Origin of the sequence: Enterococcus alishanensis, from assembly GCF_019218635.1 — a bacterium.
In the GTDB taxonomy this organism is placed as follows: domain Bacteria; phylum Bacillota; class Bacilli; order Lactobacillales; family Enterococcaceae; genus Enterococcus_A; species Enterococcus_A alishanensis.
The window spans coordinates 307320-326565 of record NZ_JAHUZB010000001.1 but is presented as its reverse complement, the minus strand read 5'-3'; the positions used below and the strand labels follow the sequence as shown (position 1 = coordinate 326565).

General features: G+C 34.3%; 21 protein-coding genes and 1 pseudogene. All 22 read right to left on the bottom strand.

All coding sequences use genetic code 11. The features are described 5' to 3' along the window. Positions 1 to 2: 2 nt before the first annotated feature. The 22 genes and pseudogenes from KUA55_RS01630 to KUA55_RS01530 all read right to left on the bottom strand — a co-directional run bounded on the left by KUA55_RS01630 (position 3) and on the right by KUA55_RS01530 (position 19178). Positions 3 to 839: an ABC transporter permease gene (locus KUA55_RS01630; protein WP_218324429.1), complete on the bottom strand. Its 837-nt coding sequence runs from the start codon at positions 837 to 839 to the stop codon at positions 3 to 5. After that, positions 836 to 1792, bottom strand: a complete 957-nt coding sequence (locus tag KUA55_RS01625; RefSeq protein WP_218324428.1) for an ABC transporter permease — start codon at positions 1790 to 1792, stop codon at positions 836 to 838. Before KUA55_RS01625 ends, KUA55_RS01630 begins: the two co-directional genes overlap by 4 nt. A gap of 70 nt (positions 1793 to 1862) precedes the next feature. Continuing rightward, entirely contained in the window at positions 1863 to 3416 is a 1554-nt protein-coding gene (locus KUA55_RS01620; RefSeq protein WP_218324427.1) for an ABC transporter substrate-binding protein, read from the bottom strand. Positions 3417 to 3747: 331 nt separating this feature from the next. Continuing rightward, positions 3748 to 3915: pseudogene (locus KUA55_RS01615) on the bottom strand (MgtC/SapB family protein); the annotation flags it as partial. Between the two features lie 102 nt (positions 3916 to 4017). Further along, a complete protein-coding gene (gene alsE, locus KUA55_RS01610) occupies positions 4018 to 4692 on the bottom strand; it encodes a D-allulose 6-phosphate 3-epimerase (RefSeq protein WP_218324426.1) in 675 nt (224 codons plus the stop codon). Positions 4693 to 4705: 13 nt separating this feature from the next. Beyond that, positions 4706 to 5446, bottom strand: a complete 741-nt coding sequence (locus tag KUA55_RS01605; RefSeq protein WP_218324425.1) for an SDR family NAD(P)-dependent oxidoreductase — start codon at positions 5444 to 5446, stop codon at positions 4706 to 4708. A 13-nt stretch (positions 5447 to 5459) separates the two neighbouring features. Continuing rightward, on the bottom strand, positions 5460 to 5723 hold the full coding sequence (locus KUA55_RS18245; protein WP_246601344.1) for a phosphoheptose isomerase family protein: 264 nt from the start codon (positions 5721 to 5723) through the stop codon (positions 5460 to 5462). Between the two features lie 141 nt (positions 5724 to 5864). Then, entirely contained in the window at positions 5865 to 6014 is a 150-nt protein-coding gene (locus tag KUA55_RS18240) for a hypothetical protein (RefSeq protein WP_246601343.1), read from the bottom strand. Beyond that, positions 5998 to 7050: a galactitol-1-phosphate 5-dehydrogenase gene (locus tag KUA55_RS01595; RefSeq protein ID WP_218324424.1), complete on the bottom strand. Its 1053-nt coding sequence runs from the start codon at positions 7048 to 7050 to the stop codon at positions 5998 to 6000. The genes KUA55_RS18240 and KUA55_RS01595 overlap by 17 nt, the downstream gene beginning before the upstream one ends. An 18-nt stretch (positions 7051 to 7068) precedes the next feature. Further along, positions 7069 to 7890, bottom strand: coding sequence for a PTS system mannose/fructose/sorbose family transporter subunit IID (locus KUA55_RS01590; RefSeq protein WP_343214701.1), 822 nt, complete (start codon positions 7888 to 7890; stop codon positions 7069 to 7071). A 15-nt stretch (positions 7891 to 7905) separates the two neighbouring features. Next, positions 7906 to 8664, bottom strand: a complete 759-nt coding sequence (locus KUA55_RS01585) for a PTS mannose/fructose/sorbose/N-acetylgalactosamine transporter subunit IIC (RefSeq protein WP_218324422.1) — start codon at positions 8662 to 8664, stop codon at positions 7906 to 7908. Between the two features lie 15 nt (positions 8665 to 8679). Then, complete coding sequence (locus tag KUA55_RS01580) at positions 8680 to 9156, bottom strand: PTS sugar transporter subunit IIB (protein ID WP_218324421.1); 477 nt, start codon at positions 9154 to 9156, stop codon at positions 8680 to 8682. 2 nt (positions 9157 to 9158) lie between these two features. Beyond that, complete coding sequence (locus tag KUA55_RS01575) at positions 9159 to 9575, bottom strand: PTS sugar transporter subunit IIA (RefSeq protein ID WP_218324420.1); 417 nt, start codon at positions 9573 to 9575, stop codon at positions 9159 to 9161. Positions 9576 to 9746: 171 nt separating this feature from the next. Continuing rightward, on the bottom strand, positions 9747 to 12281 hold the full coding sequence (locus KUA55_RS01570) for a sigma-54-dependent transcriptional regulator (protein ID WP_218324419.1): 2535 nt from the start codon (positions 12279 to 12281) through the stop codon (positions 9747 to 9749). A gap of 113 nt (positions 12282 to 12394) precedes the next feature. Then, a complete protein-coding gene (locus KUA55_RS01565; protein WP_218324418.1) occupies positions 12395 to 13099 on the bottom strand; it encodes an MgtC/SapB family protein in 705 nt (234 codons plus the stop codon). Between the two features lie 5 nt (positions 13100 to 13104). Beyond that, a complete protein-coding gene (locus tag KUA55_RS01560) occupies positions 13105 to 13812 on the bottom strand; it encodes a pseudouridine synthase (RefSeq protein ID WP_218324417.1) in 708 nt (235 codons plus the stop codon). Positions 13813 to 13967: 155 nt separating this feature from the next. Continuing rightward, positions 13968 to 14348 carry a hypothetical protein gene (locus KUA55_RS01555; RefSeq protein ID WP_218324416.1) on the bottom strand — a complete coding sequence of 127 codons (381 nt, stop codon included), beginning with the start codon at positions 14346 to 14348 and terminating at the stop codon, positions 13968 to 13970. A 1-nt stretch (position 14349) separates the two neighbouring features. Further along, a complete protein-coding gene (locus KUA55_RS01550) occupies positions 14350 to 14556 on the bottom strand; it encodes a helix-turn-helix transcriptional regulator (protein WP_218324415.1) in 207 nt (68 codons plus the stop codon). A gap of 123 nt (positions 14557 to 14679) precedes the next feature. Further along, a complete protein-coding gene (nagB, locus tag KUA55_RS01545; protein WP_218324414.1) occupies positions 14680 to 15381 on the bottom strand; it encodes a glucosamine-6-phosphate deaminase in 702 nt (233 codons plus the stop codon). Positions 15382 to 15516: 135 nt separating this feature from the next. After that, positions 15517 to 16656, bottom strand: coding sequence for a mannitol-1-phosphate 5-dehydrogenase (locus KUA55_RS01540; RefSeq protein ID WP_218324413.1), 1140 nt, complete (start codon positions 16654 to 16656; stop codon positions 15517 to 15519). Between the two features lie 2 nt (positions 16657 to 16658). Then, entirely contained in the window at positions 16659 to 17096 is a 438-nt protein-coding gene (locus tag KUA55_RS01535; protein ID WP_218324412.1) for a PTS mannitol transporter subunit IIA, read from the bottom strand. Between the two features lie 24 nt (positions 17097 to 17120). Further along, positions 17121 to 19178: a BglG family transcription antiterminator gene (locus tag KUA55_RS01530; protein ID WP_218324411.1), complete on the bottom strand. Its 2058-nt coding sequence runs from the start codon at positions 19176 to 19178 to the stop codon at positions 17121 to 17123. Positions 19179 to 19246 lie beyond the last annotated feature (68 nt).

Here is a 19246-nt window from a genome sequence, read left to right as displayed (position 1 = left end):
CCTTATTCTTGATCAGAGAAGATTTTTCTTAAAAATTCTCCGACACCATTAAAAGCTAATACTGTTAAAATAATAAAAATCCCTGGAATTAATGCCATATGAGGAGCTCCTTGAAGGTTGCTTTGGGCATTTTCTAATAAAGAGCCCCAAGAACTTTTAGGTTGTTGAATTCCTAAACCTAAAAAACTCAACGCCGATTCTGTCATAATTGCACTAGAAAGATTTGTTGTTGCGGCAACTAAGATTGTTGGTAGAATCGGTGGCAGCAAGTGTTGAAAAATAATTTTCCAAGACTTTTCACCAATGAATTGACTATATAATACATAATCTCTTTCTTTAAAAGAAATCGCCTCACCACGCACTAGACGTGAAATATTCATCCAGGAAAATAGACTGATTACTAAAATCACAGTGCCAATTCCCGGTTCCAATAAAACACTTAGCACAATCGACAAAACCATCCAAGGAATTGACGACAATACATCAACTAATCGCATTAGAATTGAATCAAGAATACCCCCAAAATAACCTGACAATAAGCCAACGGCTGTTCCTAAAATGGTAGCTGTCGCCATTGCAACAAATCCGACAGTTAAAGAAATATGTCCGCCATACAGGACTCGTAAAAAATAATCTCGACCTAGTTCATCAGTGCCAAAAAGATGCTTCAAACTTGGACCCTGCGATAACTGAGTTACATCAATTTTATTAGGATTTAGTGGTAATAAAAAAACAAGAAAACTAACTAAGATAAGCAACAATAAAAAAAGCAATAGAAATCGATAAGAAGGATAATAACGTAAAACTTTACGACATTTTTGCCAATAAATTTTTATCATAGGCGACCTCCACGAATTCTGGGATCGATTAAAATAACCAACACATCAGCTACCAAGTTTCCGATAATCACCATTACTGAAGATAATAAAACAATCGCCATAATAATTGGATAATCCAACGCTTTTGCTGCTGTTAAAAAGAAGTTGCCGACACCGGGCCAGCTGTAAATAGACTCTGTAATAATTGCTCCAGTAATCATTGTTGGAAAGAAAATACCAATTTGAATCGCAATTGGTGTCATGATATTTTTAAAAACATGTTTGATTAATATTTCTTTTTTACTGGCACCAAATGCCCTTTGGACTAGGACATACTCCGCCTCTAATTGCCTCATAGTTGCACTACGAATATATCGAATCAATTCTGGCGTAAAAGCAAATACCAAAGTAATATACGGTAAAATAAAATGCTTCAAAAAATCTAACAGATCATTTTCAACCCCAATCGTTCGCATACCGATAATTGGTAAAAGATTTAAATGATAACCAAAAAAATAAATTAACAACATGGCTAACCAAAAAGTCGGTGTAGCAATACCTATCCCAGCTAATTTTTCTATCAATTTTCCGCTAAATTTATCACTTCGATCACCTGCAAAAATACCTAAAATACACGCCAATATCAAAGCTGTCACATAAGATGGCAGAACTAACACAATTGTATTAGGAATTTTTTGTAATAATGACTCACCGATACTCTGATGACCTACCAAAGAATAACCAAAATCCCAATGAAAAATATTTTTCAGCCAATAAAAGTATTGAACGATTGCTGGTTGATCTAAGCCTTTTTGTTGCCGAATCATAGCGATAGTTTCAGCAGACATATTTGGTGTAACTGAACTATCCACCGCATCATAAGGCGCCAATTGAATCAAGATAAAAGTCAAAATCGTCACCAATAATACTAAAGGAATCGCATAAAGCAAACGTTTTACGACATATTTTGCCATTGTTTCACCTACTCTCACAAAAAGAGCTACTCAAAAAATCTTTAAGATTCTTTCAGCAGCCCTAAATCAACTATTTAGATAACTTAGACCAGTCTTCCATAATATATACTGGGACAAATTTTGCATCAGAAAACCCTTTAACACTCGGATTAGATGCAATAATTTTTTTGTTGTCAACAATTGGATAGAAAACTGCATCGTTTGCAATTTCAGTTTGTAATTGATTGTAAATATCTTTGCGTTTTACTTCATCTAATTCGTTGGCACCAGCATTAAATAATTCATCTACTTTATCATTTTTGTAGTGCATGATGTTAAAATCGCCATCGGATTTAAATTGTGATTTATAAGCATCAGGATCATTACCCCAAATATAGCCACTGATATACATATCGTATTTTTTGCTATTTTCTTTTTGCAACTCTGTCACTAAAGCAGCTGTTTCTACCGCTGAAAGTTTTACTTTCAAACCAATTTCCTCAAGCGCTTCTTTAATGAATGTGACTTGCATTTTTTGAATTTTATCACCAGTCATGTAGCCTAAGTTTAATTGAGTCCCCTCTGCATCGGCCTCTTTAATCAAATCTGTTGCCTTTTTAACATTGGTTTTGTATTTCTTCACTTTATTATTATAGTATTCATTGTTTGGTGGTAAAATCGAATAAGCATTACTGTAATATTTTTTATTTAAGTAGGTCGCTTTATTCATTTCAGGCTTGTTTAAAGCTAAAAACATCGCTTGACGTACTTTTTCGTCAGCAACTTTTTTTGAATTCATATTGATTCCCATATAACCAACACGATTTTCACTATATGAACGAATTTTCAAATCGTTTTTTTGCATTTCTTTTACTTCAGCCGGTTGCACTAAACCAGCATCGACTTCCCCACTTTGCAACGCGACTTTGGCTGTGTCAGGGTTAGAAATGATTTGTAAGACCACATTGTTTAGGTTAGCTTGACCACCGTAATAAGATCCATTTGCTTCAAATTTTAAGTATTCACCCTTTTTATATTCAGCAAATTTATAGGGACCACTACCAACCGGATCAACATTAACTTCTGCTTCCGCAAAATCAACATTTTCATAGACATGTTTTGGTAAGATATACGTATCTACCGCTACTTGATTCAAAATCGGTACATTTAATGCTGGTAAAGTAAATTTAATCGTTAAATCATCAACTTTTTCTACGGTTACAGGTTGTTCACCTACCCATAGCATGTCAGAAGCGCCATTATTTTTATCTATTTTCTTTTCATAAGTAAATACAACATCATCAGCTGTTAAAGGTTGTTCGTCTGACCAAACCAAATTTTCCTTTAGTGTAACCGTAACACTTAATCCATCATCAGCTTTCACAATTTCATTAGCCAATTCGTTTTTAATTGCTCCGTCACTTTCTGAACGTGCCAAAGGAGAAAAGACTAAGTTCACTGCAGTCATGCCCCAGCGATCATTTGCACTAATTGGATTTAGTGAAACTGGGTCACTGTCAATTGAAAAAGTAAATGTATCGTCTGCACTTTCCTTTGCTTCAACTGTATTTCCAGCCTGTCCTAATCCTAAACCACCTAAAAGTAAAATCATTGTGAATAACACTGTAAAAATTTTTTTCTTCATTTAAAATGCTCCTCCAAATTCTCTATTTACATTCAATTTTTGAATTTAGCATTTTTATCTCATATATATTGCGAGAAAATGCCTACACCTAGAAAACTCTAGGCTCTTTAGAAAATCCAATCACACCCTCATAAAAAGACGGATACCATTTCGTTTCATTTTCTCACGCCCTTTCTTTAAAACGCTTACAATAATTAGTATAAAAAAATTCTCCTCATATAACAACAAGAGGAGAATAAATAGTAAGTAATATTTTTTTCATAATATTCAATTTGTTTTATATTTATTGCAGATAAATTTTAGCTTGTCTTAAAGCTTCCTTGTCCAGTACCTACACATTAATCATCCTTAATTTTGTAATATTTTTATACATCGATAAATCTTCAATCACATCTGTATAGGATAGTCCTTTGGGCAAATCAATCGTATACACATTGGTATAAATCCGATAATCCTCCATAAAATCCACATCAAAATCAACATCTTCAACTTCGATATTTTACTATCAAAATAGTTCATATATCAAATGATCTAGATGATTGTTGTAAATTATCAAAAATAGATTAAAAGTACTTTACTTTTTTGAAGTAAAGTGCTTTTTTTATAAATTTATCGCTGCAGTAAGATTTTTTTCCATCATCGTTACAGCATTTTCAATATTTTCATCTAAGTTAAATAATCCACTTTTACCAACTATTAGAATATCCGCCCCAGCATCAATCATTTGTTTATAAGTTTTTTCATTACATGATCCATCAATCTGAATTTCAAAACTCAAATTTTGTTCTTCACGAGATATTTTAAGTTGTCGTACCTTTTCTAAACTTTCTGTAACAAATGTTTGTCCAGCAAATCCAGGATCAACAGTCATCACTGTAACAATATCAATTAAATGTAAAAAATCGGCAATGACATTTAGTGGCGTTTCAGGATTTAAAACAACCCCCATTTTTTTCCTATGCTTTTTGAGTAACTCACTTATACGAAAAGCATGACCGTTTAAGTGTTCAGCGTGAATGCTTATTACCTCTACATTTAACTCTAACAATTGATCAACGTAATCAATCGGATTAGTTACCATCAAATGTGCATCTGTTGGAATCGAAGTATATGGATTTAATTGTTCAATAAACCATGGAGATAAAGTCATATTTTTAACATAGTGTCCATCCATAATATCTATATGATAATAATCAATTTTCTTATTCAAACAACTAATTTGTTCTTCAAATTTACCAAGATTCATGCACATTAGAGACGGGGAAATTTTTACCATTTTATTCTCTCCTTTAATTGACTGACTGACCACCATCTACAACCACTTCCGACCCTGTCATAAACCGAGATTCATCTGAAGCTAAAAATACAACAACATCAGCAACTTCATCGGCTGTACTAATTCTTTGATATAACGGAATACGACTGCCCATTTCTTCCATTGTACGCTCAGTGGCTTCCGCTGCATGAGCAGCCATCTGCGTTTTAATATAAGCTGGATGAACTGAGTTAACTCTGATCCCTCTTGGTGCAAATTCAATCGCTGCTCCTTTGGTCAATGCCGAAACGGCACCTTTAGACGCGGCATAAGCAATTCTATTTTTTGAACCCAAGAAGGAAGCAATTGAACTAGTATTAATAATACTACTACCTTCTCCTAGCAAGATTGACATGGTTTTAATTCCTAAAAAGACACTCAATGCGTTAACATCCATCGTTTTTTCCCACAATTCAACACTTGTATTTTCAATTGTTTCAATTTTAAAAATCCCAGCATTATTAAATAATACATCAATATGACCGTATTTTTCTTTAATATCAGTTGCCGCATCAATCCAAGCCGCTTCATCAGTAACATCAAAAGGATAAGCATAAAGTTCATCGTCAGTAAATTCAGCTAACAATGCATCAATATTATCTTGATTATTATCATTTACTAGCACGATAAAATCTTTTGTTAATAATTTTGCAACCACTGCTTGACCTAGCCCTCCGGCAGCACCAGTTATAAATGCAATTTTTTTGTCTGTCATAAAATAATCTCCTCTATTCTAAGTTCGCATGACGTTTTTTAAGATCTGTCATAGTTAAATTTTTTTCTTCCATCAAACGTAAAGCTAATACATCGTGAAAAATTAATAGTCCTTGTTCAAAAATTGTTGTCATTGGTTGAATCGAAGTGAATTTTTGACTACTTTTTGATGGACTCTCAAATTGAACAATCACATCTGCTAGTTGCGCAATTGAACTATTTGGATTTGACGTTAAATGAATGATTTTCGCTTCGTATTTTTTCGCTTTTTTTTGCAATTTCTAACGGAATCACCGATTCACCTGAACCACTGCCAACAACTAATAAATCATCTTTAGTGATTGGTGGTTCATTTAAATCACCTACCATATGACAATCAATACCTAGATGCGTCAATCTTTTAACAGCTGCTTCTAGTGCTAACCGAACAGGGCCAACACCAACAAAAAAACTGATCGCGCTTCTAACAAAGCTTTTGCATATATGTCAATTTCTTCAACAGAAACTTTTTCTAGTAATTTTTTTAATTCTTCGATGACGGATTGACTATCATCATAATAATTTCTCATCGACCATCAACACCTTATTATAAAATTCTTTTTTCTCATGAATCATTTCAAACGCTTCGATTAAATCTTCAATTAAAACTTTATGGGTAACTAAAGGTTTTAGATTTAATTGTTTACTCGCAATTGCTTGTGCTGTTACTTGCCATTCATTTTTAGGAAAATGTTCATAAATGCTATTAAACATCCCAACAATGGTCCCTTCTTTACGCATAAATTGATCATACGTTTTTTGCTCCAATACCATATCGGAATGAGGATTACCTAACAAAACTACTCGACCAAAAGTCCGAATAGATTGTGCACATTGGTCAAAAGCTGCACTAGAACCCGTTGCTTCAATCGCAACATCAGCGAGTTTTCCATCTAATACATCCAAAATAAATTCTTCTGCCGATATTTCCTGACTATTACAAACATTTTCAAAACCTAATTCTTTTGCAAACGCAACTTTTGTTGGATCGATATCAATCAAAATAACTTTTCCAGCACCATTAATTTGTGCCCATTGTGCGACCATAATCCCTATTGGCCCAGCACCATAAATCACAATGCTATCTCCAACACTCAATTCAGCTTTGTTAATGACATGCTGAGCAACTGTGGCTGGTTCTACCATTGCGCCTTCTTCGTAGCTTATGTGATCTTCCAGTACAACAAGATTGAATACAGGTACTGCTAAATATTCTTCAAAACCACCATCGGTTCTCGAACCAAAATAGTTATAGTTTTTACATTGCGCGTAATAACCTGATTGACAGTATTCGCATTCATTACAAGGCAGTAATGGAAAAACAGCTGCCTTTTTTCCGACATATTCTTGATCAACATCATCAGCAACTGCCACAATTTCACCAGCAAATTCATGCCCCAAAACCGTCGGAAAATGATAAGAACCATTTACATAGACTCTTGGAATATCTGAGCCACAAATACCACACGCCATAATATGGATTAATACCTCTCCCTTACCAGGAGTAGGTTTTTCTTTTTCTACCAACGCTAACTGATTAATTGCCTGTAATTCAACTGCTTTCATAGTTTAACCTCCTCCTGTCTATTCTGGAATTCCTAGAACACCTAAATATGATAAGCCAATTCCTAAAACAAAAATAATTAATATGATTAAATTGATATTCACTTTTTTTCGTACCAACCAATAAACCATTAATGTAATAGCCAACGGAACAATTCCCGGCATCAAAGCATTGATTACTTGATCCTGTACATTTAATTCCACACCTCTTATATTTAAAATTAAAGGAATTTCAATATTCACTCGAGAAGCAGTCATACAACCTACAACCATCAAACCAACCATACTAAAAATTTCCGTTAGACGTGCAATCGTTCCCTCGCGTAACATCGTTAGGATAAAGGATTTTCCTTTTTGGTAACCTAAGCGATACATATTCCAACCAAAACCAATCAAACAAATTTTATAAGCAATTTCAAAAAACAAAGGTCCGACATAACTTCCATCAATCGCTAAAGAACAAGCAATTCCGGCCAAAATTGGATAAACGATCCCTTGACTAACAGTATCCCCAATTCCAGCGACAGGTCCCATCAAACCTGTTCTTAACGAATTAATTGTTTCATCAGTGATGTCTTCTGCACCATTCGCTCTTTGTTCTTCCATAGCAGTTGCCACACCAGGAATCATCGTACCGACAAAAGAAGGTTCAGTATTATAGAACACAAAATATTTTTTTAATTCTTTCACTTGTCTTTCCTTATTATCAGGATACAGTTTACGAATAACTGGGACCATTGCGTTTGCTTGCCCCAACGCCTGCAGTCGTTCATAGTTATAGGCTGTCTCACTCGAATAAGTCAGTGCCCAATTCTTCATTAACTCTTTTTTTGTTAATTTTATACTTCTGTTTCCATTTTATGATTGCTCCTTTCCTGCTGGTTTCATATCAAGAAATCCAGTGTTGTAGAAAACAAATCCCATAATCGCTGCGACAGCTGTGACGGCCATTACATCTAAGTTTAGATACACTGCTAAAATAAAACCTAAGAAAAAGAACGGCATGATTTTTTTATTCCCCATGAAACTAATTAACATTGCAATCCCTAATGCTGGCATAATTGCCCCAACAACTTGCATCGCATTAACAAAAGAATCTGGAATCATGTCCAATAAGTTTCGCATCGGACCAGCACCAAAGTATACTAAAATAAAAGCAGGAACCCCTGTAATAATTAAATTCAAAATACCCGATGGAACATAATTCATCATGCGCATTGCACGTATATTACCTTTGTCCAAGAATTTTTCTGCTTGGTGAACCCATAGCGCATTGATTGACATTGTCAATTGGAATGTCAAAATACCAAACAAACTAAACGGTACGGCAAAAGTTACGGCCAAGCTAGGATCAGCACCTGATAAAATTGTCATAGCTGTTCCGAAAACTGCGGCAACTGGCAGATTGCCAGGCATTGTCCCACCTGCTGTAATCCAGCCAAGATAAGCCAAGTTAATGTAGGCTGCGGCTTGCATCCCAATCAACGGCTCACCCATAGCAAGTGCAACTAGAAATCCAGACCAAATCGGATACAACCAAGAACGTGTGATTAAATGACTCGGCCACCAATTACTGACTGTCGAAATAATAGCAACCAAAATAGCAGATAAAAGCATTTTTTTCCCCCTTTTTTATAGATATTTTGAAAGATCTGTTTCTTTTTGATCTGGAATAATATGAATCACGACTGGAACACCACGATCAATTAATTTTTTAAATGTTTCTCTTTCTTCATCAGAAGCAGAGATATTTTTATAGAGCACGCGACGATTCTCTTTAGCACCCATACCACCAACAACTAATTTATCTATCACAATACCCCGATCAATCAACGCTTCAATTGTGATCGGTGCTTTGACTAAGATAATCAAACGTTTATTTGCAGTTTCTTGTTCTTGCAAAAAAATGACCGCATCTTCTAAACCTTTTACCGCAATTTCAATACCTGAAGGCGCTGACATTTTTAAAATTTCACTCATAAAATCATCTTTCGCTACTTCTTCATCAATAATTAAAATTTGATTCGCTCGTGTTTTTTTTACCCAAGCTGTCATCACTTGTCCATGTATCAAACGGTCATCCACTCTAGTTAGTACAATTTCACTCATTCTTAATCATCCTTCCCAAAATTTTCAAATAATTCCTTAATGCCATTTTTTCCAATTTCTTGAACATGAAGAGCCAACTCATCTAAACTCATTGTCTCTCTGCTACATACAGCTTCGATTACCATTGGTAAATTCACACCAGTAATTGAGCGATACTTTACTTTGTCTTTTAATAACTGATAGTTTTGTGCTGTCACATTATAAGGACTAGCACCAAAGATGTCACAAAAAATAATTACACCTTCACCTTGATCCAAAGATTGAATTTTTGTTGCTACTTCTTCTTTGTAGTCTTCAATACTCGTTTCATGAAATAAACCCAAAGTATCAAGATTTTCTGCTTCACCTGAAATTAAATTTAAAGCAGTTTGAAATCCCGATGCTAATTCACCATGTGTCAAAATTAATACACCAATCATTGTTCCACCTCCTCATTATTCTAAAAGCAATTGCTGTGCCAACTTTTTTAAACAATTAAAAAAAGTATCAAATCAGTGTTTTCCGAAGAAACAATGAGTAGATACTTTCTAATGAACAAATATTTATTTTAGTGTGCTGTTTATAAAAATTTAGTGTGCTCTTAAAAAAATTTATTGGTACTCTTCATAAATCGTACTAGTATTGACCTCGATTAATTCCATTAAATAGCTAAGTTCGCTATCTTCAATCACAATCGCAAACCGATTTTCTAATGGTTTTAATAGTTCTTTTAAGTATTGATATAACGTTGTATTCGCTTGAATAATTATAACACTTTCCTCTCTTGAAAATTGTTCTTTACGAATCGCTCGTTCAATCATATTACTCATATGAAATAAAAATTTAATCCAAAAATCTTCATAGTGTTCAATCGGATAATTTTCAGCAATTTTTTTAGCTTCAGCTTCTAATAAGTCATAAATGACAGTACCATCTAAAAAAATCAAACTTTCTTCCAAGATACAAATTATTTTACTCCGACGATCATCAACCAATGTTTCTGGCTTTTCTTCAAATATTTTGGTTTGAATATCCTCCACACTATTGCCGATGTAAGCACTTTGTTCGATAATACTCTCACACAATTCTGTGATTGACATCTTTGGAAGCAATGATTTTCTTGTAGCTTCAATCGCCATTGGCGTGGTCACCATTTTAATTGTTTGCGTTGGAATACCGGTTTTTTTAGTAATAATATCACCAAACATATTTAAAGAGCCCATATCACTGAGAATAACGACTCCTTTTCCTTGATCGATTTCTTGGATTATTGTGGTTGCTTTCTCTAAGGTATCAGCGACAGATTGCGTCAACGGCATATTAAGTCCTACAGCATGATCCACATTTAATAATTGATTCGACGTGCTAGCTAAATCTGTTGCTGCAGTAGTACCATGCATTAAAACCAACACGCCGATTTTTTTCTCTGTATACTTTTCATTCATTGCTTTTAAATAAAGAGAAATAAAATATTTTTCACTTTCTGGCAACTTCACTTCAAGCTGATTCGAGATTTCTTTACAAATTTGTTCAGCAACTTCTATTTCTTTTTCTAAGGCCAACTCATTTGGTTTACGTTGCTCTAAAAAGTTATTATCTCTGAAACAATAACCTTCTGAAATTTTTTCAATCAGCGTATCCAAGTGTAAAGCGAGGCTTTTAATATTACTTTCTTCTAAATGATATTGTTTATTTTGCGCAATTTTTTTTAAAATATTAATCGTCACTTCATAATTCTTTCGAGAGACAATTTTAAAAATAGCTTGTTGTCGATTGCCTTGTTTTTTCGCTAGTTGTTGTGCCTTACCATGAATAATTGATTTCAGTGGTGACAATGAACTTTCACCTTGCAAATGCTTATGGTAAACTTCTAAAACATCATGTGAAATACTATCTTCCTCATCTACTAACAAAAATGGATCAGAATCTTTTTCTCCCTCTGGATTAAAAACAAATTCCTCGATTTTTAATAATTTTAATTTTTCACGAATCTCACTATTAATTTCTGAAGAATGCGTATAGTAGAATTGATCAATCAGATACGTAGAAAGATGAGAAAGTTTCACTTGAATTATTTCCGACTGACTAGAAATACTATCTACTAAAGCATTAGCACATAATAATTGAATATCATTTTTCATTTGTCCAATGTTGCCGACTGGGTCATATTGCAGGAAAAAGCGAATGACATCTTCATTTACTTGTAGTTTTCGCCCGACCTTCTTAGCTTCTTGCTTAAAACAAAAATAAATTAATTTTATTTTCTCAGCTAGCCCACGTTCTTTGACGCTAGGCATATAAATTTTTAGAGGAATACGTCTCAAAAAAGTTGATAGAATGTTGCCTTTAATTTCTTCGGTTGTTGCACCAATAATTAAAAGTTGTACTTTTCTCGGATTTGAAGATTCCCCTAATCGATAATATTCTCCCCGATCCATGATTGAGAATAGCATTTCTTGACCTTCTGGTGGCAAGCGATGAATTTCGTCCAAAAATAAAATACCGTTATTAGCAGAAGCAATCAGCCCATCTTTATCTGATTCAGCTCCTGTAAAGGCATGTTTCACATGACCAAACAAATGATCTAATAATAAATGTTGATTATTAGAGTAGTCGGCACAATTAAATACAATATATGGCGCATCCTTTTGCAGTTTTCCAAAATTGGTAGCATATTGATACATAAACCGTGCGAAAGTTGTTTTACCTGAGCCAGACGGACCGGTCAATAACGAATGCAAACCAAAAGGAGGATATAACAACGCTGCTTTCGCTTGTTTAACAGCATTTTCTAACGAGCCATCATAGCCAATTAATTCACTAAATGGAAAATCATTAGAACTTTTTTGTGATTGTTTAGTCAATAATTTTTTTATTTTTTCCATTGTCAACGTCTCGTCTATCACTAAACTATTACCAATTTTTTCTTCAATCAGATCTTTTGCTAAAAAGCATACAGGTCTTCCGGAAAGCTTAATGACTTTTTCTTCCTCGACTAATCTATTTAAATCTCGACTAATATTATAACGTGCAATCCCCATAGCTTCTGAAATACTAGTAGAATTTAACTTTGGCGAATCATTTAAAGAAATAAAGCTTTTTGTTTCTTCCTGCAAAAAATTAAAAACACTTTCTTTTCTCATCATTACCCCAGCCTCCTCTGTAAGTGATATTGTACACAGATTAACATAGGCTTTCAACTGAGTGAAAATAACTCCATCTTTGATCAAAAATAAAAAAACCGACTATAACAGTCGGTCTACACATTAATCATCCTTAATTTTGTAATATTTTTATACATCGATAAATCTTCAATCACATCTGTATAGGACAGTCCTTTGGGCAAATCAATCGTATACACATTGGTATAAATTCGATAATCCTCCATAAAATCAACATCAAAATCAACATCTTCAACTTCGATTTTTTTACTATCAAAATAGTTCATAATAAATTCTTTGGTTTCTTCTCGATGAATATAACGAATTTCAATCTTTTTGATAGCGTGAACTTTAATAACTCGTTTCACCACAATTAAGGCCGCCATGATGCCAACAAAACTACTGAAAGCAATTGCATAAAATCCCATTCCAATTGCTAATCCCAAACCAGCTCCCGCCCAAATGGAAGCCGCAGTTGTTAGACCCTTTATGGAACGATTAGTGACAATAATTGTCCCCGCACCAAGAAAACCCACGCCACTAACAACTTGTGCGATTAATCGGGCTTCATCTGAACGAACAACTCCTGCCAATCTTGGTTCACTCAAAGCAGTTTGTAAGGCATTATAACCAATTTCGACTTGAATTAAAGCAATGATTGTCGCACCCATACAAACTAAAATATGCGTCCGCAAGCCCGCCGGTCGATTATGCAATTCTCTTTCTGCACCAATCGCACCACCCATTAAAATGGCTAAAAACAAACGCAACATAATTTCATAGATTGAAAGATGGGTATCCATCCTAATCACTCCTTCAACTTAACTAATTCTTCGTCAGTAAGTGCTCGATACTGACCTTTTTTTAAATCGACTGGCAATGTTAACTGACCCATTCGAATGCGTTTTAAATAAGTCACTTCCTTGCCACAAGCTTTCACCATCCGTTTCACCTGATGAAATTTTCCTTCTTGTAAAATAATTCTTACTTTTGAAGTTACTGCAGTTACTTCATCAATCATTAACTTCGCAGGTAACATTTTTTCCCCAGCTAAAATAATTCCCACTTCAAATTTTTCTTGATCTGCTTGATCCATTATTCCAGAAATCTCTGCAAAATATTCCTTTTCAACATGTTTTTTAGGACTTAATAATTGATGACCCAGTTCCCCATCATTCGTAATGATAAGCAATCCTTCAGTATCTTTGTCCAAACGACCAACTGGAAACAAATCAGTGCGATAGTCTTCTGACGAAAACAAATCTAGCACTGTGCGATGAACAGGATCACTCGTCGCACTAATAACACCCGCAGGTTTATTTAACACATAATAATAAAATTCTTGATAAATTAATGGGGCATCTAAAAAAGCAATCTGATCTTTTTCAGGATCAACTTGGGTTTTATCAGATTTGACTACCACCTGATTTACTTTAACTTGTCCTTTTTTTATCAACTGTTTCACTTCTTTACGGCTTCCTAAACCCACTTCTGATAAAAATTTATCCAAACGCATAAGTTCTCCTTAACGATAACATGATTTTAAAAATGAAAGTAAATAATTCTTGTAACCTCTTGATGATAGAAAGTCATCTTAGTATTAAGTATCAAATGTGAAGGCTAGAGTGTCAATTAAAAGTATACGCTTTTTCAATCGTTTTGTTATTAAATTTAACGATATCGTAATTTGAAAATATAAGTGAAGATTGCAAAAATTCCTAAATCAAAACCAAATGCTTCGAGATGAGGACCAATGTCTCCTAATGAATGTATCACCATGCCACTAGTGATTACTAAATGCAAGTCCCCTCCTGTCTGATTAAAATATTCAATGCGAGCAATCATTTGAACAAGATGAACTAAAATAATCACAACAGCAGTACTTGCTAAAGAATCAACCATTATTTTCTTAACAAGTTCATCATTTCGTTTGTGAGCTTGATTTATTAAAAATATAAGCGTAGATACTATTGCATAAAAGAAAAATAACCCCAAAATTATTACTAATAAAACTAACGGCCAACTAAGATTAGTTCCATAAAAAAAAGCCATTTTATTCATCCCCCTCTAAATAGAAAATTTCCTGAAACGATAAAGAAAAATAATCAGCTATCTTTAAAGATAATTCCAGACTAGGATTATACTTCCCTTTTTCAATTGCATTCATTGTCTGACGAGAAACGTCTAGGTCGGCAGCCATTTGCTTTTGTGCAATGCCTCGTGTTTCTCGAATTTCTTTAATATGATTGATTACTTTCATTTTCCCACCCACTTTTAGTAAAGATATCTTTACTAAATGATAGCACTTTTGTTTTTCTATGTAAAGATATATTTACATAGAAAAAGAGCAGCCTTCAAAAGGCTACTCACAAAATTCTATTTTTTATAATTTACTTGCCGCATCTTCATCAACAATTACGATCACGTCTTGATGGTTTTGTAAAACACTTGCTGGTAAGTCTTCAGTTACTGGACCTTCCAACATACCTTTAATTGCATCGGCTTTATTTTCGCCGAAAGCCATTAAAATAATTTTTTTACTTTGCATAATTGAACCAATCCCCATTGACAAGGCATGAGTTGGAACGTCCTCTGCTTTATCAAAGTAACGTTTATTCGCTTCAATTGTTGATTCAGTTAATTTAACTACGTGGGTAGTTGCATCAAATGAAGTCCCTGGTTCATTGAAACCAATGTGACCGTTACGTCCAATTCCTAATACTTGAATATCGATTGGATGATCAGCAATTACTTGGTCATAACGTTTGCTTTCAGCTGCTAAGTCTTCCGCTTTTCCATTTGGAACGAAAGTTTCTTTGAATGGTTTTTGATTAAACAAATGATCATTCATAAAATAGCGATAGCTTTGTGTATCTTCGCCGCCTAAGCCAACATATTCATCTAAGTTTACTGATGTCATATCAGAAAAATCAATCTCACTACTTACCATATCTTGATATAAAGTTTCAGGAGTACTACCGGTTGCTAAACCTAAAACTTTGGCCCCACTGTCCATACCTGCTTTAATCAATTCAAATGCTTTTTTTCCGCCTGCAACAGCGTCTTTTACGCGAATAACTTCCATGGTAAAAACTCCTATCTCTCATTTGGTATGTACCAATTATAAATCAGATTTTTTTATTTTGCAAGAATTGTATAGACCATTTCTTAAATTTTTAGCAAAAAAAGAGGAACTATCATCAGTTCCTCATAAACCAGTTTATTTTTGATAAGTTTTTACAATTTCACCAATTAATTCATCATCTTTTAAACCAGTAACTTCTTTAATAACTTCAGCAACTGTTTTTTCAGCCAATAATTTTTGTAATTCCACACTTTCTTGATCAGCTGGATCGTTGTAACTTAAGATCATAGCAACCACGTCAACTAAATTTTGATAATCTAAGTTGCGATCTTTTAACTCGCGGATTGGTCGGATAAATCTTTCGTCATAGCCAAGTTTACGAATCGGCGTCCGTGCGACACGATCAACACCATCTGAAATATATGGATTTTCAAAGCGGCCAACAATTTTATCGGCATAAGCTTGATGAACAGCTTTATCAAAGCCCCATTTATCTATTAATAAATTTCCTGTCTCAGCTAAAACAGCTTTTAGTTTTCCTAATACATCTGGATCCTTAATCGCTTCACCAATGGTTTTGTAACCTTTATAGGCTCCGGTATATGCTACAGTCGCATGACCAGTATTCACAGAAAATAATTTTCTTTCGATATAAGGTTCTAAATCAGCGACATATTCTACACCATCTAAATGAACAGCTTTATTTTTACTTTGAGTTTCATCAATCACCCACTCACTAAAAGGTTCCACTGAGACAAATAAAGAATCTTCATGATGTTGAATCGGTACAATCCGGTCGACTGCCGCATTTGGAAAACCAATATATTTTTCAACGTAAGCTAAATCTTCAGTAGTCAAAAATTCTTTGACTTTACCAAATAAAAATTGACTTCCACCAATCATATTCTCGCAAGCAACGATGTCCAATGGTTTTTCCAAACCTGCTGCTTGGCGTTTTTGAATTCCTTGAGCGATTAATTCAGCAATAAAAGGCAACACATTTGGACCAATAGCGGTAGTAACAATGTCTGCTTTAAAAACAGACTCTACTACGGCTGCTGGATTGTCTTTATTGTTTAGCCCATCGACATTTTCTACATGAATTCTTTTTTTACTGGCATCTGCTAATTCAATGTCATACGCCTTTCTTTCGTTTAAGGCATTGATAATTGTTTCATTGATATCCACAAAATCAATGGAAAAACCATTGCTAGCCAAAATTTCACCAATAAATCCACGACCGATATTTCCGGCTCCAAAATGTGTTGCTTGCATGTTTATTCAACCTCCTGTAATAGTCCAATAATTTCTTCTTTTGTTTTCGCATCTGCTAGTTTTACAACATTTTCTACATCTGAGCAGTAAATTGCAATTTTTTGTAGAATATCCAAATGTTCATCACCAACACCGGCAATGCCAAATAAAACCATCGCTACATCATCCGTATCATCAGCACCAAATTGCACTCCGCTAGGCACTTGGATTACCGAAATACCACTTTTTTGAACATATTTTTTGGCTTCATCGGTGCCATGAGGAATGGCAATAAAGTTTCCCATATAAACTGAAACCAATTTATCCCGTTCAATCATTGCTTCGATATATTCTGGTGTTACACAACCAGCATCGACTAATAATTGTCCCGTTGCACGAATAGCCTCTTCTTTATTTTGATATGTTTGGTCGACTAAAATCATTTCTGCTTGTAATTCCATCTTTCTTTCCTCCTGATTAATCATTTAATTTTCGCGAATTTCCTTAACAAATAATGAACTCAACAATTGATAAATAATTTCTTTATTGCCGAATTTATAAATCTCCGTATTCAAATCACTTTCAATAATCGAACTACTTATTTTGCCTAACAAACTACTTTGACTTTCTGGCATCGGATCAGGCGCCAACAATAATAAAATCCGGGTCAGTTCAATACTTTTTTTATCCATTCCTTGAATTAAAAAAGAATGATCCAAATCATAGATGGTAAAAAAAGGTTCTTTGATTTCAGGTGCTGCTGTATGAAACAAGGCAAAATTAGTTTTTGGTATGCCAATCGGCGCCACTAGATATCGTTGGATTACCAAATCAGTCACTATATTAGCATCACTGACAATGGTTCCAGTTAAGCTTTCAATAATTTCAGCCAGTGTTTCTTCAATTGTTTCTTTGGCTTTGATTTTTTTTAAATCAAACGCTCTCAGTAAATTATTAGCAATCCGCATGGTTTCATAGATTTCATCAAAAGTTTCACTACCTTCTAAAATCAGATCAGTTGGATTCAGATTCACTGCTTCTGGCTGAATGCCTCTTACATATTCCTTAATTTCCCGCAGTTCATCATCTAATAATAAGGGTGAAATCACTTTGTAAGGCAATTCAAAACCAGGCAGAAAGACTGTTGATAAAATCATATCGTAGTCATGAAAATTCAAGTGATTCATTTCTGATATTTTAGCAGCCTGAACTGTTTCAATTTCTGGAATATATTTATTTAAACGACTCTCTAAAATTCGAGCCGTTCCAATCCCACTAGAACACAATACTAAAGTACTGAGATTTTTACTGGTAGGATATCTTTCCAACGATGTAGCGAAATGAATCACTACATAACCCAGTTCATCAAAAGTAAACGCATGGTCTGGGAAAACCACCGCCAAATTTTCGACAACTGAGGCCGTAACTTTTTGATACTTATCCATCACTTTTTGTAGTATTGGATTGTTACTGCCTTGAATCACGGTTAAACTGCGCTTTAATGCAGCGGTCATGTGCGCTAATAAATCGGTAAACAATTGTTCATCTTTATAAAAGTCATAACTTGTCGCTTCAGATACTAGACGAATCAATTCACGCGTTTTATAGGATAGTTCCACATCAAAACTATCAATAAAGATATTTTGTGGCTTTTTATAATTGACGCCCTCTAATTGATGGGCAAAAAAGCGAACTTCTTGATTGGTAATACTTTGTTTAATCAAGGTAGCGACCTTTACCATAACCTGACTCGCCAATTGCATACTTTCTGGTTTTGGGTTTTCTTGGATATCACTTTCAATCATGTGTCCCGTTTTCATACGATCAATCGACAATGCTAAAATAATTAAGATCCGTTGCATTTGATTGTCAGTTACGCGATCAAATAAACTGGCATTTACTTCGCCAAATATTTTCTTGGCTTGAAACAAGCTTTCACTAGACAATAAGCTTAAAAAATAATTGTCAGATACTTGCTGTAGATTTTCTAATGTTAATTGATCTAAAAAGTTAAAGAAGTCATACTCGCTGATACCATTAAAAATCAAATTACTTAATAATTGGCGACGTTCATTTTCACGGCCAACAATACTAATGCCACGCCCTTTCAATCGGGCCAAATCTAATTGATAACTGACTAAACTCGCTTCAATTGTTTGTAGATCAGTTGTAATTGTCGTCGTACTAACGGCAAAATCATAAGACAAACCTTCAATTGTTTCTTCCTCATCGTTCAATAATAAAGAACAAACAATCGCACTTTGCCGTATTACGTTATCTGTGAACCATTCGTTTTCGTCACCATCTAATTGTTCAGCTAGCTTAGCTAAATCTTGCGAATCACCGACAATTCGATAACCAGCTCCCCGTGGCTTAATAATCTGAACATCTAGAGATTTAATTGTTTTTTCAAGACTGGCAACTTCCCGATAAATCGTTCTTTTAGAGACTTGTAACAAATCTTGTAAATCTGCTAAAGCCACTCCATTTGGATACTCTAACAGTAAGGCTAATATTTTTTTCTCTCGAACCGAAAAATACACTTTTCTTTCCCCCATTTTTAAACAACTAAATCAATAAAAGGATGAGACCAAACTGGTATCTAAACAAA

What these genes read in the sequence shown, in the direction of transcription:
- KUA55_RS01580 (WP_218324421.1), bottom strand. Translation starts at nt 9,156, where the DNA reads ATGAGTGAAATTGTACTAACTAGAGTGGATGACCGTTTGATACATGGA.
- nagB (WP_218324414.1), bottom strand. Translation starts at nt 15,381, where the DNA reads ATGGAAGTTATTCGCGTAAAAGACGCTGTTGCAGGCGGAAAAAAAGCA.
- KUA55_RS01595 (WP_218324424.1), bottom strand. Translation starts at nt 7,050, where the DNA reads ATGAAAGCAGTTGAATTACAGGCAATTAATCAGTTAGCGTTGGTAGAA.
- alsE (WP_218324426.1), bottom strand. Translation starts at nt 4,692, where the DNA reads ATGGTAAAAATTTCCCCGTCTCTAATGTGCATGAATCTTGGTAAATTT.
- KUA55_RS01575 (WP_218324420.1), bottom strand. Translation starts at nt 9,575, where the DNA reads ATGATTGGTGTATTAATTTTGACACATGGTGAATTAGCATCGGGATTT.
- KUA55_RS01560 (WP_218324417.1), bottom strand. Translation starts at nt 13,812, where the DNA reads ATGCGTTTGGATAAATTTTTATCAGAAGTGGGTTTAGGAAGCCGTAAA.
- KUA55_RS01540 (WP_218324413.1), bottom strand. Translation starts at nt 16,656, where the DNA reads ATGCAAGCAACACATTTTGGAGCCGGAAATATCGGTCGTGGATTTATT.
- KUA55_RS01535 (WP_218324412.1), bottom strand. Translation starts at nt 17,096, where the DNA reads ATGGAATTACAAGCAGAAATGATTTTAGTCGACCAAACATATCAAAAT.
- KUA55_RS18240 (WP_246601343.1), bottom strand. Translation starts at nt 6,014, where the DNA reads ATGAGAAATTATTATGATGATAGTCAATCCGTCATCGAAGAATTAAAA.
- KUA55_RS01630 (WP_218324429.1), bottom strand. Translation starts at nt 839, where the DNA reads ATGATAAAAATTTATTGGCAAAAATGTCGTAAAGTTTTACGTTATTAT.
- KUA55_RS01620 (WP_218324427.1), bottom strand. Translation starts at nt 3,416, where the DNA reads ATGAAGAAAAAAATTTTTACAGTGTTATTCACAATGATTTTACTTTTA.
- KUA55_RS01550 (WP_218324415.1), bottom strand. Translation starts at nt 14,556, where the DNA reads ATGAAAGTAATCAATCATATTAAAGAAATTCGAGAAACACGAGGCATT.
- KUA55_RS01570 (WP_218324419.1), bottom strand. Translation starts at nt 12,281, where the DNA reads ATGATGAGAAAAGAAAGTGTTTTTAATTTTTTGCAGGAAGAAACAAAA.
- KUA55_RS01565 (WP_218324418.1), bottom strand. Translation starts at nt 13,099, where the DNA reads ATGGATACCCATCTTTCAATCTATGAAATTATGTTGCGTTTGTTTTTA.
- KUA55_RS01585 (WP_218324422.1), bottom strand. Translation starts at nt 8,664, where the DNA reads ATGCTTTTATCTGCTATTTTGGTTGCTATTATTTCGACAGTCAGTAAT.
- KUA55_RS01625 (WP_218324428.1), bottom strand. Translation starts at nt 1,792, where the DNA reads ATGGCAAAATATGTCGTAAAACGTTTGCTTTATGCGATTCCTTTAGTA.
- KUA55_RS01555 (WP_218324416.1), bottom strand. Translation starts at nt 14,348, where the DNA reads ATGGCTTTTTTTTATGGAACTAATCTTAGTTGGCCGTTAGTTTTATTA.
- KUA55_RS01605 (WP_218324425.1), bottom strand. Translation starts at nt 5,446, where the DNA reads ATGACAGACAAAAAAATTGCATTTATAACTGGTGCTGCCGGAGGGCTA.